Source organism: Sphingobium limneticum (assembly GCF_008710165.1).
In the GTDB taxonomy this organism is placed as follows: Bacteria; Pseudomonadota; Alphaproteobacteria; order Sphingomonadales; family Sphingomonadaceae; genus Sphingobium; species Sphingobium limneticum.
In genome coordinates this window covers 260,040-277,788 of record NZ_VYQA01000002.1, presented here as the reverse complement: position 1 = coordinate 277,788, position 17,749 = coordinate 260,040, and the positions used below count along the sequence as shown (strand labels likewise).

Here is a 17,749-nt window from a genome sequence, read left to right as displayed (position 1 = left end):
GCCGGCGCACACATATTGCAATGCACAACCGGCCACTGGCCGAGGGAGGATCGTCCACTTGCCCTTCCATGAAATGTTTGAGCCGGATGGTTCGATACGCCCTTGCTATGACGAGGTGCAGAAGTGGGTGGAGCGAACGGGCATAGCCGGACTCAATCGCCGCATGGATGAGGCGGAAGCGATCTTCCGCCGCATCGGCATCACCTTCGCCGTCTATGGCGAGGGCGGCGATCCCGAACGACTGATCCCGTTCGACCTGCTGCCGCGCATCTTCACCGCGAACGAATGGCGCATCCTGGACAAGGGCATCCGTCAGCGCGCGCGGGCTTTGAACGCCTTCCTGCACGATGTCTATCATCGCGGCGAAATCGTGAAGGCCGGCATCATGCCCGCCGACATCATCTATCGCAACAGCGCCTATCTGGCGGAAATGGCCGACTTCACCCCGCCGGGGAAGGTGTATAGCCATATCGTCGGCATCGACATTGTGCGCACCGGGCCGGGCCGTTTCGAGGTGCTGGAGGATAATTGCCGCACCCCGTCGGGCGTGTCCTACATGCTCGAAAATCGCGAGATCATGACGCGCATGTTCCCCGAACTGTTCGCGCAGGGGATCGTGGCGCCGGTGGACGATTATCCCGCCGAATTGCTCAAGAGCCTGAAGGAAGTCGCGCCGCCGGCGTGCAAGGGCGATCCGGTCGTGGTCGTGCTGACGCCCGGTTCGCTCAACAGCGCTTATTATGAGCACAGCTTCCTCGCCGACCTGATGGGCGTGGAGCTGGTCGAGCCGGCGGACCTGTTCGTGGACGACGACCGCGTCTGGATGAAGACGACGCTGGGGCCTAAGGCGGTGGACGTGATCTATCGCCGCATCGACGACGAATATATCGATCCGCTGGTATTCCGTCCGGACAGTCTGCTGGGCGTGCCGGGCATCTTCAACGTCTATCGCAATGGCGGCGTCACGCTGGCCTCGGCGCCCGGATCGGGCATAGCCGATGACAAGGCGGTCTATATCTACGTGCCGGAGATGATCCGCTTCTATCTGGGCGAAAAGCCGATCCTGGACAATATCCAGACCTGGCAATGCGGCAAGCCCGACGAACTGCAATATGTGCTGGAAAATCTGCACGAGCTGGTCGCCAAGGAAGTCCATGGTTCGGGCGGCTACGGCATGCTGATCGGTCCCAAGTCCACGAAGGACGAGGTGGAGGCCTATGCCGCGCGGATCAGGGCCAATCCGGGCGAATTCATCGCGCAACCCACGCTCGACCTGTCCACCGTGCCGACGCTGGGGCCAGCGGCGGTGGTCGGTCGCCATGCGGACTTCCGCCCCTATTGCCTGGTCGGCAAGCAGATCCGCCTCGTCCCCGGCGGCCTCACCCGCGTCGCGCTGACCGAAGGGTCGCTGGTGGTCAACTCCAGCCAAGGCGGCGGGGTCAAAGACACCTGGGTCTTGCAGGACTGATGATGGGTGCACGCATATTTGCCCCGGAGCGGGCTGCAAATGGCGCTGTTCTGCGCTTCCGGTGCTCACGTGCTTTGAGCACGCTGCGCGCCGGTTCTCGAACAGCACCATTTTCGCCTCACTCCGAGGCAAATCTCCGCACACCCATGTTCATGTTTGACCGGGAAATTACCCCATGCTGAGCCGGACCGCCGAAAATCTCTTCTGGATGGCGCGCTATATGGAGCGGGCGGAGGCGACCGCGCGGCTGCTGACCATGGGGCAGCGTATGGCGATCCTGCCCGGCGCGCATCATCGCGACGAATGGCGCTCGGTCGTGCGCGCCACCGGTTCGGGCCATCAATTCCCCGAAGGCCAGCAGGTGACGGAAAGCGACGTCGTCTCCTTCCTGATGCTGGACCCCGACAATCCCTCCTCGATCCGCTCCTGCCTGCTCAAAGCCCGCGCCAACGCCAAGTCGGCCCGCACCATGCTCACGCAGGATATGTGGGAGGCACTGAACGAAGGCTGGCGCAAGCTCGACAGCTATGATGTCGGCGAAGCGCGGCAGCAGCTTCCCACGCTGATCGACTGGGTGAAGACCCGCGTCATGACCTTCCGCGGCGCCGCCCATTCGGGTCAGCTGCGCAACGAAGGCCATGATTTCCTGCGCACCGGCTCCGCGCTGGAGCGGGCGCAGATGACGCTGCGCCTGCTGGACGTCAAATATTATGTCCTGCTCCCCGAAACCGAAGTGATCGGCGGCAATCGCGACCATTATCAATGGACGTCGGTGCTGCATGCGCTTTCGGGCAGCCGCGCCTATCATCATGTCTATGGCGGCACCTACACGCCCTGGCAGATCACCGATTTCCTGATGCTCAACCGGCTTTTCCCGCGCAGCGTCGCCTATTGCTACGATCAGCTGGCCTATCGGCTCAATCGCCTGGCCGGCTGGCATGATGCGCGCGCCGCCTGCAACGACACGGTGCAGGAAATGGTGACCGCGCTGGAGAAGCTGGACAGCGGCGAAATCTTCCGTTTCGGCCTGCATGAAACGGTGCAGCACGGCCTGTCCATGACCAACCGGCTGGGCGCGGAAATCGCGCAGGCCTATCATTTCGGCTGACCGCAGGAGGGGGAGGGCGCGTCCATGAAATTGCTCGTTCGCCACCAGACCGTCTATCGCTACGCCGCCAGCGCCGGCCGGGTCGCGATGCGCCTGAAGCTGATGCCGGTCGATACGCCCGCCCAGACGGTGCTGGAATGGCAGGTCAGCGTGAATGGCGAGCCGATTACCGGCTTTCATCCCAACAGCTATGGCGAGCGGGAGGCGATCTGGATTCGCCACGACCGGCTCGACCATGCGACCATCGTGGCCGAAGGGCTGGTCGACACGCGCGAAAGCCATGGCGTGGTCGGCCATCTGAGCAGCCGGGTCGACACCCGCTACTTCCTGCGCGACACCAGCCTGACCCGCGCATCGGCCGGCATCGCCGCCATGGCCCGCGACCTGCCGGAGCAGGACGGCCCGCTCGCCACGCTCCACGCTTTGTCCGCCGCCGTCAGCGACGCGGTCCAGTATCGCGCCGGCGTCACCACGTCGAACACGACCGCCGCGCAAGCCTTCGCGCTGGGCGCTGGCGTGTGCCAGGACCATGCGCAGGTCTTCATCGCCGCCGCCCGCTCCATCGGCATCCCGGCCCGCTACGTCTCCGGCTATCTGCTGGCCGGGGATGGCGATGCGCTCCACGAAACCCATGGCTGGGCCGAAGCCTATCTGCCGCAACTGGGCTGGATCGGCTTCGACCCGTCCAACCGCGTTTGCGTCACCGAACGCTATCTGCGCGTCGCCAGCGGCCTGGATGCGGACGAAGCCGCGCCGATCCGTGGCTCGGTCACGGTGGCAGGTGACATATGGATTGACGCCGACGTCCGTATCGCGCAGGCCGAAGACGGAGTTGAACAGCGGCAGTTGCAGAAGCAGCAGCAGCAGGCTACCCCGCCCGACTCTGAGGCTTAACCCAAAGCGGTCGCACGTCGGATGACATATCCGACGATTCGCCGATCGCGACGGCAGAATGACAGGAGGCCGGGGGGCCGTGACTTATTGTGTGGCCGTGCGCGTGGACCAGGGACTGGTCATGCTGTCCGACACCCGCACCAATGCGGGCATGGACAATATTGCGCGTTTCCGGAAAAGCTTCACCTATCATGTGCCCGGTGAGCGCGCGATCACGCTGATGTGTTCGGGCAACCTGTCCATCACCCAGGGGGTGAAGGCCACGCTGAGCAAGGCGATCAAGGAAGCCCAGTTCGACCCCGAAGTCGAAACCATCCTCAATTGCGACACCATGTATCGCGTGGCGCAGATCGTGGGCGATGCCATGCAGAAAATGCAGCAACGCTATCGTTCCAACATCGAAATGGGCGGTTCGGGCGCCAGCGCGTCGATCATGATCGCGGGCCAGCGCCGGGGCGGCAAGCCGCGCCTCTACCTCATCTATTCCGCCGGTAATTTCATCGAGGCGACCGAAGACACGCCCTTCTTCCAGATCGGCGAGCATAAATATGGCAAGCCCATCCTGGACCGCATCATCCAACGCGAAACCAGCCTGGAGGACGCGACCAAGGCGGTGCTGGTATCGATGGATTCGACGCTGCGGTCGAACCTGTCGGTCGGCATGCCGCTCGACCTGACGGTGATCCCCACCGACACCTACGACTTCCGCGTCCGCACCCGCATAGAGGCGGACAATGAGGAATTCCTGATGATCTCCCAGGGCTGGAGCGCAGCCCTGCGCAAGGGGTTCGAGGATTTGCCTAACGTGTTGGATTGAGGGGGGCTAAGGGCGGGTTTGCGCCAAAGTTGGCCGTTCGGGGCAATTTCTTCGTGCTTGGAAACGGACATTCCAGAACCAAGCGACTTGTGCCAGCCGATAGCTCTTACATTCATTCAGCTAGCATAAAGTCGAACGCGCTATCTGGCATATCGGACAACTGCATTACTTCATCGAAATGATGGAAGGTCTTGCTTAGATATTTAGTGGCCAGGAACAACCAGTGAGGATCGCCGTCAATCGGCGCAATCGCCGGGGCTCGGTGTCTCCGATGCGCTGGATTTTCACAAAAAATCGTGTTGAACATACTAACATGCGCCCAATTGGAATGGGCAACGCTGCTGAACGGTTGGTAGACATAATTATAGAAGTCTATGAAGCCCGCTTCGTCAGCCATTTTACGAGTACTGATGCCGGACCAACTGCCCAGATTGACCTCAATGAAATGGCTCATGCGTTGGGAATCCAACCAAGATTGCCACATCTCTATCATCTCCCGCGTTTGCTCCCTTTCGGCGGGATCAGTGTACGTCTCGAGTGCACGCTCATGATGCGCAATCTGGAGCTTAATCGCGCCGAGACCGTCGTCAACGAACTGCTTCGAGCGCGCTTCAGGATCCTTCAATATCCAGGCCAACGTAATAAAAACGTCCGCCATGGCTCTGAGCATGATGGGCGCAGTATGCGGATTCCAAATTGCAGGCGACGAGCCCAAATCTATTGCTAGTGTGGCTTGTCGGCATAAGAGCGCGGCTACAACCTCAAAAACCTCGACATGTTTTAGATCGAGCCGCCAGTGCCGCAATCGAGCGCGTAGGTCCGCTCGGACGGCATTACGATAATTAACAACAAATGCCGTGAATTCGTCAGCATCCTCCAGAGTCTCATCTTGCAGAGTGTCAGCAAACATGCACGAACCGAAGCCGGCGACGCGATCCCAGAACTCGCCAACCCATGCCGCTTCATCCGCGACCATATCGTTCTCGGTTGGAGGCTGCATAAACAGCATAGGTGCAGATGCACGAATTCCACCAACCGCGTCTAGGCTAGCGTCGGTGTTGGGATAATCCGCAATATCCTGCAAACGACCTATGACGTCTTCAACCAAGTGTGGCGCTATATGGACTTTACCTTGTTCCATGCCAAGCCATTGCCCTAAGGCCATCGCAAGCACAGCCAATTTTCCGCTGCGGTCATAACAATCTTCAAGAACTTTGCTGAACCGCTCACCATCGAACTCGGCGGGAGCCAAGCCTTCTGCAAGAAAGCCCAAAGGATGATGAGGGGCAATATGCGTCAAAGCGGCGAGTGCATCGCTAATCTCATGACGCACAGATTGGTTAAGCTCCGAAACCATTGCAGATTTCTGCTCTTCATCAAGGTTAGTAAAGGAACTAAGTGGTATGAGGGGAGGAAGAATTTTTGAAGCTGCCGTGTTTGTGGCTGCCTTGATTAGATCGAGGCATAGATTGCGTGCCGCGATGTATCCATGACGGTCGATGATCAGCGCTAGCCATATTGCTTCTGGGACTAATTGTCGTGTCCAAGAGTATTGGGACAATTTGTCGCCGAGCGCGTGCATGAAGCGCGGTATGAGTTTGCGTTTGACAGCTACATGATCTTCGAGAACCGGCTTGCGCTTAGATTGGTCCACGGTCATCCCATTCAGCATCTGGCGTAACGCCTCGTTGGACATTACATGGTAACGGCAATTGTAGCACTTGGTGCTTTGCCTACCTTGCACTAACTCCATTTCTCAAGGTAGGCTATGAGAAAGCGGCATCACCGTGTCCGGCAGAGGCGCAGCAGGGGGCATTTTGAGATGTCAGCTAATCCAATTTCTCCGCTCTAAAACCCACTTCCCCCTACCGGCCATCTCCAGTCCTCTCAAACAATCGCTGCCGTAATCCCCCCCAAAAAACTCCTGCTACCAATGTAGGATAATCTCTGATCTATCCTGCCAGATGGAACCCTTGCGCCTCGTCCCCGCGCCCGCACCCTTGGCCCTACAACCGGGCCGCCAAGCCGTGACCTACAAGGCGCGTCACCGTCGCGGTGCGGTGACCCGATCGGCGCGTTCCCGGTGCGCCGGCGTGACCCGGCTGTCGCGTCGCGGGTGCTTTGCTGTCGCATCCCCGGTGCAAAACCCCGAAAATATCGCGCATCGACACTGTGAACTTCCGGCCCGTGACCCCGGTGGCGCGTTATAGTGACCGCAATCCCCCCATCGCAGTCGCGCTTGGGGCCTCCCAAGCAAATCCTTCGCTTGCACCCGCGTCCCCGCCGCCTATCTCTGTCGCCCACACGAATCGCAGTTTGAAAGCCTGACATGACCGCCACCCATTCCACCCGCATGCTCATCCTCGGTTCCGGCCCGGCCGGTCTGTCCGCCGCCATCTATGGCGCGCGTGCGGGTCTGGCGCCGATCGTGGTGCAGGGGATGCAGCCCGGCGGGCAGCTGACCATCACCACCGACGTCGAAAATTATCCCGGTTTCAAGGATGTGATACAGGGGCCGTGGCTGATGGAGCAGATGCAGGCGCAGGCCGAGCATGTCGGCGCGCAGATGATGTACGACCAGATCGTCGACATCGACCTGTCCGAACGCCCCTTCCGTCTGAAGGGCGACAGCGGCACGCTCTATGTCGCCGACACATTGGTCATCTGCACCGGCGCGCAGGCCAAGTGGCTGGGCGTCGAGGGGGAGGAGCATCTTCAGGGCAAGGGCGTATCGGCCTGCGCCACCTGCGACGGTTTCTTCTATCGCGGCAAGAAGGTGGTGGTGATCGGCGGCGGCAACACCGCGGTCGAAGAAGCGCTCTACCTCACCAACCACAGCCATGACGTGACGCTGATCCACCGCCGCGACAGCCTGCGCGCCGAAAAGATCCTGCAGGCGCGACTCCACGCCCACCCGAACATCAAGGTGCTGTGGAACAAGGCGGTGGACAAGTTCGTCGGCGGCGGCACGCCCGAAGGGCTGGTCGGCGTGGACCTGATCGACACGGTGACGGGCGAAAAGTCGCATGTGCCGACCGACGGCGGCTTCGTCGCGATCGGCCATCACCCCGCGACCGAATTGTTCGACGGCAAGCTGCCGCTCGACGAAGGCTATATCGTCGTTGAAAAGGGCACGACCCATACCGCCATCCCCGGCGTCTTCGCGGCGGGCGACGTTACCGACAAGATTTATCGTCAGGCGGTGACGGCGGCGGGCATGGGCTGCATGGCCGCGCTGGATGTCGAGAAGTTCCTGGCGGAACAGGATTTCGAGGCGCTGGTGGAGGCGTAAGCCTCCGACGGGCGGGTCGGCTGTTTCAGCCGACCTTGGCCTGGGCGAAGGCGACCAGCGATCCGAACGTCTCGAACGTGTCGCCGTCTATATCCTCATCCTCGATCAGGATGTCGAAACGATCCTCCATCTCGGTCAGCAGGCCCGCGACCGCCATGGAATCCAGTTCGGGGAGGGCACCGAACAGCGGGGTGTCCGCGTCGAACGCATCGACCCTGTCCTGCGACAGGCCGAGCACGTCGCGCAGCAACGCCCGCATCAGGCTGTCCACATCGATTGTCCGGTCGACCGGCTGAGAATTTTGCGCCTGCATAATGGCCGACTAACTAATGGCTCGCTGCCTAACCTACAAGCGCGGAAATGGCGGTGCGGGCGGCGGGCAGCCATGCAGAGGCGAAGCGCGGGTTGAACGCGTCGATGCGATAGAGGGGGATGCGCTGTTCCATCCAGTCGGTCTTGTACCCGTTGTCGCCGGTGCCATAGTCGATCAGGCGCACATGATCCCCGTCGATGGCGCGCTCGAACATGGCATGGCTCAGCAAGGTGCCGGGGGATGCGCGGTCATGGGCGGCATCGTGGCTCAGCTTGTGGATCAGCGCGACGCCATGGTCCACCGTCCACAATTGCGTCGCCACCGCGCGACCATCCAGTTGGGCAAAGCCCAGCCGCAACGTCCCCGCCGCGCTCTCCCGCTCGGCCAGGTCGTGCAGGAAATCCAGGCCCGGCTCCGCCTCTTTCCAGCTACGGTCATGCACATCGACATAGTCGCGCCACAGATCGTCGGTCAGCCGGCGGGCGATCGACAGGGTGAAGGGGCTGCTGCGCCCCTTGCGCTTGACCAGACTGCGCAGCTTGCCCGGCCGCGACGCCCAATAATCGGCAAAGCTGCGGCCCGCCACCGGCAGCAGATGGCGCCCGCCCATCGCCCGGCGCACCGCGAACCAGCCGGCGCGGCGCAGCGCCTGCATCATCGGCGCGCTATCCTCCAGCGGATAAAGGTCAATCTGGGCGCTGGTCGCCAGCAAGTGGCGGGCGATGCTTTCCAGCAACCGCTGTTGCATCGCCGGATCGGGATCGCCGATGAAGACCGGCGCCCAGGCGAAACTATACCAGTTGGCAAGCGCGCTGACCTGGCGGGGGGAAGGAGCGGTCAGGAACAGCCAGGCTTCCCGGCCGTCTTCCGTCGCCTTCAGGATGCGAAGCGGCGTATCGGCCATGCAATGGGCATGCAGCGCGGCATACCAGTCCAGCCGGTCGAACAGGCCGGTCATATGGGCGCGATCCAGTCGGCCGGCCAGCCGCCGCTGCACCTCATCCAGGCTGTGATATTCCCTTACGCCCCGCAACCGACTATCTCCGACCCAGTCACTGGTCACATATAGAGTAAAAACATCGCCATGGAGTTAAGCATCTGTGACTAACCAATTCCCGATAATCGATGGGGCGCAGGTGCAGCCGATCGACCATCTGCTGCTGCGCGGCGATCCGGCATGCGTGGCGCTGGATGGTCGGTCGGGCAGCTATAATTATGCGGAACTGGAAGAAACGCTGGGCCGGCTGGCGGGATGGTTGGCCGGGTTCGGGCTGGAGAAAGGCGCGCGAGTCGCCAGCTGGATCGCCAAGGGACCGGTGGCTGCGTTGATGCCGCTGGCCGCGCCGCGCGCGGGGTTGGTCCATGTGCCGATCAATCCGCTGCTCAAACATGCCCAGACGGCCCATATATTGGCGGATAGCGGCGCGATGCTGCTGATCGGCACGGCGGCGCGACTCGACAGCCTGTTGCCCGGTGATGTACCGGCCGGTTGCCAGTTGCACCGCGAAGACGACGCCGCCTGCGCGATGAGCGGCGGCGCGGCGATCGGTCCGTCGATGGCGTCGACGGACGATCTGGCGGCGATCCTCTACACCAGCGGCTCGACCGGCCGGCCCAAGGGCGTGATGTTGAACCACGCCAATCTCTGGTTGGGTGCCGTTGCAGTGGCCGATTATCTGAAACTGACGCCGCAGGACCGCACTGCCTGCGTCCTGCCTTTCAGCTTCGACTATGGGCAGAATCAGTTGTTTTCGACCTGGTTCGCGGGCGGCTGCGGCTATCCGCTCGATTATCTGACGCCGCGCGATGTGCTGAAACTGATCGACCGGCGCGACATCACGACGCTGGCCGGGGTGCCGCCGCTCTGGGTGCAACTGACCGAACTGGATTGGCCGGAGGCGGTGGCGGCAAAGCTGCGGCGGCTGACCAACAGCGGCGGAGCGTTGACCCGGCCGCTGGTGGCAAAGTTACGCGCGTTGTTTCCGCAGGCGGACCTCTATCCCATGTATGGCCTGACGGAGGCGTTCCGGTCCACCTATCTGCCGCCCGCGCTGGTCGACAGCCATCCCGATTCGATGGGCAGCGCCATTCCCTTTGCGGAGATATTGGTCGTGCGCCCGGACGGCAGCCTGACCGATGATGAGGAACCGGGCGAACTGGTCCATTGCGGGCCCTTGGTGGCGCAGGGCTATTGGCGCGATGCGGCGCGTACCGCCGAACGGTTCAAGTCCGCGCCGGCCGCGTCGCGCTATGGCGGCATGGCGGTCTGGTCGGGGGACACGGTGCGGCGCGACGCGCAGGGGCTGCTCTATTTCGTCGGCCGCGACGATGCGATGATCAAGTCCGCCGGTAACCGGATCAGCCCGACCGAAATAGAGGAAGCGGCCGTCGCCGTGCCCGGTGTGGCCGAAGCGGTGGCGCTGGGGGTGAAGGACGATCGGCTGGGGCAGGCGGTGCGCCTGTTGCTGCGGTCGGCCGACCCTGACGTCGCGCAGGCCGTCGCCATTCATCTGAAAAGCGAACTGCCCAATTTCATGCAGCCCAAGGATATCGTCGTGCGTCCAGATTTCCCCCGCAACCCCAATGGCAAGATCGACCGGGTCGCGCTGGCGAAGGAGCATGGCGCATGAAGCCGATGGGGCCGATCCCCGGCTGGTTCGCCGAAGAGGAAGGCATGCTGATCATCGGCGGTTGCGGTGCCGCCAGCCTGGTAGACGAAGCGGGCGATACGCCGCTGTTCGTCTATGACATGGACATCGTGCAGGCGCAGGTGCGTCGCTTCCGGGAAGCGATGCCGGACGCGCTGCATCTCCATTATGCGATCAAGGCAAACCCGTATGCGCCGTTGCTGGCGCGGATGGGTACCCAGGTCGATGGCTTCGACATCGCGTCGGGCGGCGAACTGGCCATGGCGTTGGAGGCCGGAATGGCGCCGAATCGGATCAGCTTCGCCGGGCCGGGCAAGCGGGACGACGAACTGGAAGCCGCGATCTTCGCCGGCGTGACGATCAACCTGGAATCGGAAGGAGAAGGGCGTCGCGCGCTCGCCGTCGCCGACCGGATCGGCAAGCGCCCGCGTCTGGCCGTGCGGGTCAATCCGGATTTCGACCTGAAAGGGTCGGGCATGCGCATGGGGGGCGGGGCCAAGCCGTTCGGTGTGGATGCGGATCGGGCGGCGGCGCTGGCGGGGGGGATGATCGATGCGGGGGCGGACTGGCAGGGCTGGCATATCTTCGCCGGCAGCCAGAATCTCGATCCGCTGGCGATCATCGAGACGCAGGCGGCGACGATCGCGCTGGCGGCCCGCCTGTCCGACGCCGTGGGCGCCACGCCGCCGCTGGTCAATCTGGGCGGCGGCTTTGGCCTGGCCTATTTCCCCGGCGATAACCAGTTGGACATTCGTCCGATCGGTGTGGCGCTGGACAGCGCATTGAACAGCCTGCCGGACATATTGCAGGGCAGTGCCTTCGCGATCGAACTGGGCCGATGGCTGGTGGGGGAGGCCGGCGTCTATCTGACCCGCGTGATCGACGTGAAGCTCAGCCAAAGCGAGACTTTCGTGGTGGTCGATGGCGGCCTGCATCACCAATTGGCGGCCAGCGGCAATTTCGGCACGGTCGTCCGGCGCAACTATCCGATTGCGGTCGCCAACCGCTTCGGCGCGCCGCCCGCCGCCGATCCGGTGACGGTGGTCGGGTGCCTGTGCACCCCGATAGACCGGCTCGGCGACAAGGTGGCGCTGGCGCCGGTGAAGGAAGGCGACCTGATCGCCATCTTTCTTGCCGGTGCCTATGGCGCTTCTGCAAGTCCTGCCGCTTTTCTTGGCCATCCAAGTCCTCGCGAACTTTTACTTGGCTGATTTGCACAGGACTTAACTCCTAACGGTATCTTTACCCTTTCACGGCATGAAGGTGGTCGGAGCCATATGCCGATCGGTCGCCTGTCCTTCGTTGGCGGTCGCTGGCGCATGGCCGCACGAAGGGATGAGATTATGCGTTTTGTGTCGGTTTCCAGGCTTTTGATGGGTGCGTCGCTGCCCGCCGTCGCCTTGTCGGGCTGCGCCTCCGCGCCGTCCGGGCCGCAACTGCCGCCTGCCTCCTTCGTGTCGACGCAGGAGGGGCCGGGGGAGGAATATGTTATCGGCCCGCTCGACGACCTGACCATCTTCGTGTGGCGCAACCCGGAACTGGGCGCCAAGGTACAGGTGCGCCCCGACGGTCGCATCACCACGCCGCTGATCACCGACATGCCGGCCGTGGGCAAGACGCCCAAGATGCTGGCCGACGATATCAAGCTGGCGCTGACCCAATATATCGAAAATCCGCTGGTGTCGGTGATCGTCAACAATTTCAGCGGCACGTTCAGCCAGCAGATCAGGATCGTGGGCGCGACGGAAAAGCCGGCGTCCATTCCCTATCGCGCGAACATGACCGTGCTGGACGCGATGATCGCGGTCGGTGGCCTGTCCGAATATGCGGCGGGCAACCGCGCGCGTCTGGTCCGTTTCGACAAGGAGACGGGCAAGCAGAAGGAATATCAGGTGCGCCTGGGCGACCTGCTGAAGAAGGGGGATACGCGCGCGAACGTGCTGCTGTCGCCCGGTGACGTCATCATCATCCCCGAAAGCATGTTCTGATCATGGCCGGCCTTTATGACGAACTGTTGGTCCTGCTCCATGGTATATGGAGCCGCCGCTGGGTGGCGCTTGCCGTCGCTTGGGGTGTGTGCATGCTCGGCTGGCTGGGCGTGGCGCTGATCCCCAACGCCTATCAGTCCAAGGCACGAGTCTATGTGAACACCCAGTCGTTGCTGGAGGACAAGGTCGGCATCACCCAGGTCCAGTCGCAGCAGGATCTGGACCGAGTGCGCAGCACGTTGGCGAGCGCCGAGAATCTGGAAAAGGTCGTGCGCGACACGGACCTGTCTCAGTCGGTGTCCGGTCCGCGCGATATCGCCGCGAAGATCACGAAGCTGCGCGAGAACATCACGGTTATGGCGCAGGCCGATCCCAGCATGATCGATATCAGCGCCATTTCGGCCGATTCGGGCCTGTCGGACGGTGCCAATGCGCGCATCGCCCAGCAGGTGGTGCAGAAGCTGATCGACATCTTCCAGGAGGAAAACCTCTCCGGCGATCGCAACCAGACCAAGCAGAGCCTGGCCTTTCTGGACCAGCAGATCGCCGCGCGCGGCAAGCAGCTGGAAGCGGCCGATCAGCGCCGCGTCGAATTTGCGCAGCGCTATATCGGCCTTCTGCCCGGCGCCGGCTCCATCAGCCAGCGTATGGATGCGGCCCGCGCGGAAATCAGCAACATCGATTCGCAACTTGTCCAGGCGCAGAGCGCGCTGAGCGCGATGAACGGCCAGCTGGCCGGCACGCCCGCGACTTTGCCGGGCATGACGGCATCGGGCGGCGCGTCGCCGCTGGCACAGGCCCAGGCCAATCTCGCGTCGATGAAGGCGCGCGGCTGGACCGCCAACCATCCCGACGTTATCGCGGCCCAGCGTGAGGTCGACGCCATCCGTAAGGCGGGCGGCGGTGCGGCTGCCGCAGCCGGCAGCACGCCCAACCCCGCCTATCTGTCGATCAAGTCCATGCAGGCCGATCGCGCCGCCACGGTGCAGGCGCTCAGCACGCGCAAGGCGCAGTTGCAGGGCGATCTCAACACCATGATGTCGCGTCAGGTGAATGAGCCGGGCGTCGCGTCGGAACAGGAAAAGATCGAAAGCGACTATGCCGCGCTCAAGGCGCAATATGACAAGCTGGCCGCCGATCGCGAGGAAATCCGACTGCGCGGTGATGTGAAGACCGAGACGGGTTCCGTCCAGTTCCGTGTCATCCAGCCACCCAGCACCCCGACCGCACCATCGGCGCCGAACCGGCCGCTGCTGTTGCTGGGCGTGCTGATCCTGGGCGTGGGTGCCGGTATCGGCGTGGCTTTCGCGCTTGGCCAGCTCAAGGGCACGTTCCCGACCGCCGCGCGGCTGGAGAAGGCGATCGGCCTGCCGGTCGTCGGATCGATCAGCCAGACGGTGAGCGTGGCGCAGGTCGCGATCGACCGGCAGCGCATGAAATGGTTTGCCGGCGCAAGCGGGGGCCTGGCGGCCGTGTGCCTGCTGCTGATCGTCGTCGAATTCGTCCAGCGCGGTATGGCGTGAAGGAGCCAGGGAACATGAACCAGCATAGCTCCATCAAGGGCCGGGGATCGCTGATCGAACGGGCGACCGAAATCTATGATTTCAACGCAGCGTTGCGCGGTCGCGCGGCACCGGCGGTCGATCCGACCGATCTGCCGCCTGCTCCTTCGGTCACGCCACCGCCTGCCGCGCCGGCGGCCTTCGTCGCCGATGCGTCAGCCGCGACTAACGCTTATACGCCACGCGCGCCTGACTGGACCGGACCGGTGCAGTCGATCGACCGGATCAAACTGGCCGAAGCCGGCTTCCTGCGACCCGACAGCGCGGTGACCACGATGAGCGAGGAATTTCGCCTGCTCAAGCGTGACCTGTTGTCGCAACTGCGCGGCAACCCCCGCGGCAACCGCATCCTCGTCTGCTCCGCTCATAGTGGGGAGGGCAAGACCTTCTGCGCGATCAACCTGGCGCTCAGCCTGGCGGCGGAGAAGGATCGCGAAATCCTGCTGGTCGATGCCGATTTCGGCAAGCCTGGCATTCCTGCGCAACTGGGGTTGGAGGCGGGCCGTGGCCTGATGGACGCGCTGGCCGATCCGCTGGTCGCGATCGAGGATATCGTCATCCGCACCGACATCCCGTCGCTCTCCGTCCTGCCCGCCGGGCAGCGCAGCCATGACGATACCGAATATCTGGCCTCTGCCCGGACCGAACAGTTGCTCACGCGACTGACCGAGGGGCGTCCCGAGCGCATCGTCATCTTTGATTCGCCACCGTTGCTGGCGGCGTCGCCCGCCGCCGTGCTGGCCAGCCATGCCGCCATCGCGCTGCTGATCGTGCGCGCCGACAAGACGCCCGAAAGCGCGTTGCGCGACGCAGCGGGCATGTTGAAGGGCGGAGCGCAGGTTCAGCTTTTGCTCAATGCCGTCCGCTTCAACAGCGGCGGCCGTCGTTTCGGCAGCTATTATGCCAAGGGGGAAGCCCAGTGAAGATCGTCCGGCTCTGGACCGCAGGCGCATCGCTCGCCGCGCTGGCCGTTGCAATGCCCGCCCATGCGCAGTCGTCCGATGGCAAGCGCCTCAATGTGACGCCCTATCTTGGCGTGGACCAAGTCGTGACCGGGCCGATCAAGGGCGAGGGCGACGTGCTGACCTACACCAATGTCACCGCTGGCGTGACGGCGGAAGTAAAGAGCCGCCGTGTCGAGGCGGTGGTCGACTTGCAATATAATCACAGCTTCGGCTGGGGTAGCCAGACATCGGATCAGGATGTCATCAGCGGCGTCGCCCATGCCAATGTCAATCTTGCGCCTGGCCTTTCGCTCATGAGCGGCGGCCTGGCCACGCGCGTACGCACCGATGGCCTGTCGGGCGCCTCGACGCAGCGCGACAGCTTCAGCAGCCAGGTCTGGTCGGGCTATGTCGGGCCATCCTACACCACCCAGATTGGCGACTTCAACGTCAATGGTTCCTATCGCCTTGGCTACACGCGGGTCGATGATAGCGTGAACCAGAATTTCGGCGGCTTGCAGTCCAATGGCGCCTTTGCTGACAGCTGGACGCACAGCCTGCTCGGATCGGTCGGTTTTGCGCCCAATACGGTGCTGCCGGGCATCGGCCTTACCGCTAGCGCGGGCTATGATCGCGAAGAGGCGAGCCAGCTCGACCAGCGGTTCGAGGATCTGTGGGGCCGTGTCGATGCGACCGTGCCAGTATCGCCCACGCTCGCCCTTGTCGGTGGTGTCGGCTATGAGAAGATCGAGATCAGCCAGCGTTCGCCGGAACTGGATGCGAACGGCATGCCGCTGGTCCGCAACGGCCGTTATGTGACGGACAAAAGCTCGCCGCGTGCGCTGATCTATAATTTCGACGACATCATCTGGGACGCAGGCGTGTTGTGGCGGCCCAGCCGTCGCACGACCTTGCAGGCGCGGGTCGGCGAACGTTATGGCGGCATGACCTATCAGGGCAGCTTCCTGTGGCAGGGGCGCGACAGCAGCGTCGCCATCGTCGTCTTCGACGGGATCGACAGCTTCGGCCGCATGATCAATGCCGACGTTGCCGCCCTGTCGGGCAGCAGCTTCGACGTGGCGCGCAATCCTTTCACCGGCGACATCACCGGCTGCGCCTTCTCCACCACAGGCGGTGGCCAGTGCTTCAACGATGCGCTGTCGGGCATCACCGACGCGAACTTCCGCTATCGTGGCGTGTCGGCGCAATATTCGTTGCGCCGCGGGCCGTGGGGCTGGGGGCTTGGCGGCGGCTATTCGCAACGCAAGTTCATCACGCCCAATGGCCAGACGGTGCTGATCCGTGGATCGCGCGATGAAAATTGGTACGGCAATGCGTCGGTCAACTATGCCATCAGCAGTTCGGACAGCATCGACCTGGTGACATATATCAACTATTTCGACGCCAGCGGGGATCGCCTCGATGTGCTGAACTATGGCGCTTTCACCAGCTATTACAAGAATTTGTCGCGCCGCCTGGCGGCTTCGGCCTCGCTGGGGCTGGACGGGGTGAAGGCGGACGATTTCGACACGATCATCAGTGCGATGGGGCAGGTCGGCCTGCGCTACAGCTTCTGACGTCGGCTTGGGAGACGAGGATATGTTCGATCAATATTACGGCTTGCAGGGCCGCCCGTTCCAGCTGACGCCGGACCCGCATTATTATTTCGAGAGCGCGACGCATCGCAAGGCGCTGTCCTATCTGGGCTATGGCCTGGCGCAGGGTGAAGGCTTCATCGTCATCACCGGCGATATCGGCGCGGGCAAGACTACGCTGGTCGGCCATCTGATGCAGACGATCGATCCGTCCCGTCTGTCTGCGGTCAAGATCGTGTCGACGCAGGTCGAGGGCGACGACATGTTGCGCCTTGCTGCGCAGCATTTCGGTCTGTCGGTCGATGGCCAGCCCAAGGCGGCGATCCTGCATCAGGTCGAAGGCTATCTCTATGCTCAGGCGCGCGCCGGGCGGCGCACCCTGCTGATCGTGGACGAGGCGCAGAACCTGCCCGTTTCCGCGATCGAGGAATTGCGGATGCTGTCCAATTTCCAGTTGGGCGGCCAGTCGCTGTTGCAGATATTCCTGCTGGGCCAGCCGGAGTTTCGCGATCTCATCAAGTCACCCGAACTGGAGCAGCTGCGCCAGCGCGTGATCGCGACCCATCATCTGGAACCGATGATGGCCAATGAGATCGAGCCCTATATTCTCCATCGTCTGGCCATTGCCGGATGGAGCGGCAACCCCGCCTTCACCCCCGGCGCTTTTGCTGCACTTTATGCCGGGACCGGCGGCGTGCCGCGCCGTCTTAATGCGCTGGCCAGCCGCGTGCTTCTGTTGGGCGCGATCGAACAGTTGCACCTGATCGACGAAGAGGTCGTGGGCGCGGTCGTCGCCGACATGGGGCTGGACACGGATGTGACGCCGGAACCGGTCGTGCCTTCGACGCTCGATAGGGTCGAGGATGTCGAAACGCCCGATCCCGTCGCCGTTGATGACGCGCTGACCCAAGAGGAGCCGGTCGAGGTGGAAGAGGCCGCGGACGATATCGCCATCGCGCCCTTCGCCTATCAACCGGCCTTTGAAAATACGGCCGAGGATGACGCGGCGGATTACGACGCCGTCGAACTGGACGCGTCTTGGGCACAGGCCGCGGACGTCGAGCCGATCGCGGACACTGCGGATGCGCGGGAGGCGGACGCTTCGGAAGAGGAGGCGCAG

At 63.1% G+C, this 17,749-nt stretch carries 14 protein-coding genes and 1 pseudogene; 12 read left to right on the top strand and 3 right to left on the bottom strand.

Going from position 1 to position 17,749, the window contains the following annotated elements; genetic code table 11:
* Positions 1-58 precede the first annotated feature (58 nt).
* From F4U95_RS03370 to F4U95_RS03355, 4 genes are all read left to right on the top strand, one after another.
* Positions 59-1,468: a circularly permuted type 2 ATP-grasp protein gene (locus F4U95_RS03370; protein ID WP_150424563.1), complete on the top strand. Its 1,410-nt coding sequence runs from the start codon at positions 59-61 to the stop codon at positions 1,466-1,468.
* 175 nt (positions 1,469-1,643) lie between these two features.
* Positions 1,644-2,576, top strand: a complete 933-nt coding sequence (locus F4U95_RS03365) for an alpha-E domain-containing protein (RefSeq protein WP_120249592.1) — start codon at positions 1,644-1,646, stop codon at positions 2,574-2,576.
* 24 nt (positions 2,577-2,600) lie between these two features.
* Positions 2,601-3,470 (top strand): transglutaminase family protein, encoded by an 870-nt coding sequence (locus F4U95_RS03360; protein WP_150424562.1) that lies wholly within the window; start codon positions 2,601-2,603, stop codon positions 3,468-3,470.
* A gap of 79 nt (positions 3,471-3,549) precedes the next feature.
* Complete coding sequence (locus tag F4U95_RS03355) at positions 3,550-4,287, top strand: proteasome-type protease (protein ID WP_120249594.1); 738 nt, start codon at positions 3,550-3,552, stop codon at positions 4,285-4,287.
* Between the two features lie 112 nt (positions 4,288-4,399).
* Here F4U95_RS03355 and F4U95_RS03350 read toward each other — a convergent pair whose 3' ends face one another.
* A complete protein-coding gene (locus F4U95_RS03350) occupies positions 4,400-5,983 on the bottom strand; it encodes a DUF5677 domain-containing protein (RefSeq protein ID WP_150443112.1) in 1,584 nt (527 codons plus the stop codon).
* A 633-nt stretch (positions 5,984-6,616) separates the two neighbouring features.
* Between F4U95_RS03350 and trxB the strand changes: the two genes are divergently transcribed.
* Entirely contained in the window at positions 6,617-7,579 is a 963-nt protein-coding gene (gene trxB, locus F4U95_RS03345) for a thioredoxin-disulfide reductase (RefSeq protein ID WP_120249597.1), read from the top strand.
* Between the two features lie 25 nt (positions 7,580-7,604).
* Here the strand turns inward: trxB and F4U95_RS03340 are convergent, their stop codons facing one another.
* Both F4U95_RS03340 and F4U95_RS03335 read right to left on the bottom strand, forming a co-directional pair.
* Positions 7,605-7,892 carry an acyl carrier protein gene (locus tag F4U95_RS03340; protein ID WP_120249598.1) on the bottom strand — a complete coding sequence of 96 codons (288 nt, stop codon included), beginning with the start codon at positions 7,890-7,892 and terminating at the stop codon, positions 7,605-7,607.
* Between the two features lie 28 nt (positions 7,893-7,920).
* Complete coding sequence (locus tag F4U95_RS03335) at positions 7,921-8,889, bottom strand: GNAT family N-acetyltransferase (RefSeq protein ID WP_425505031.1); 969 nt, start codon at positions 8,887-8,889, stop codon at positions 7,921-7,923.
* Between the two features lie 121 nt (positions 8,890-9,010).
* Between F4U95_RS03335 and F4U95_RS03330 the strand changes: the two genes are divergently transcribed.
* From F4U95_RS03330 to F4U95_RS25505, 7 genes and pseudogenes are all read left to right on the top strand, one after another.
* Complete coding sequence (locus F4U95_RS03330) at positions 9,011-10,522, top strand: acyl-CoA ligase (AMP-forming), exosortase A system-associated (protein ID WP_150424770.1); 1,512 nt, start codon at positions 9,011-9,013, stop codon at positions 10,520-10,522.
* Positions 10,519-11,751 (top strand): pyridoxal-dependent decarboxylase, exosortase A system-associated, encoded by a 1,233-nt coding sequence (locus F4U95_RS03325; RefSeq protein WP_150424559.1) that lies wholly within the window; start codon positions 10,519-10,521, stop codon positions 11,749-11,751. Before F4U95_RS03330 ends, F4U95_RS03325 begins: the two co-directional genes overlap by 4 nt.
* A gap of 132 nt (positions 11,752-11,883) precedes the next feature.
* Entirely contained in the window at positions 11,884-12,528 is a 645-nt protein-coding gene (locus tag F4U95_RS03320; RefSeq protein WP_120251968.1) for an XrtA/PEP-CTERM system exopolysaccharide export protein, read from the top strand.
* Between the two features lie 2 nt (positions 12,529-12,530).
* Positions 12,531-14,051 carry an XrtA system polysaccharide chain length determinant gene (locus F4U95_RS03315; RefSeq protein WP_120249600.1) on the top strand — a complete coding sequence of 507 codons (1,521 nt, stop codon included), beginning with the start codon at positions 12,531-12,533 and terminating at the stop codon, positions 14,049-14,051.
* A 14-nt stretch (positions 14,052-14,065) separates the two neighbouring features.
* Complete coding sequence (locus F4U95_RS03310) at positions 14,066-15,013, top strand: AAA family ATPase (protein ID WP_150424558.1); 948 nt, start codon at positions 14,066-14,068, stop codon at positions 15,011-15,013.
* A 53-nt stretch (positions 15,014-15,066) separates the two neighbouring features.
* Entirely contained in the window at positions 15,067-16,611 is a 1,545-nt protein-coding gene (locus F4U95_RS03305) for a hypothetical protein (protein ID WP_150424769.1), read from the top strand.
* A gap of 22 nt (positions 16,612-16,633) precedes the next feature.
* A pseudogene (locus F4U95_RS25505) lies at positions 16,634-17,552 on the top strand (XrtA/PEP-CTERM system-associated ATPase); the annotation flags it as partial.
* Positions 17,553-17,749 lie beyond the last annotated feature (197 nt).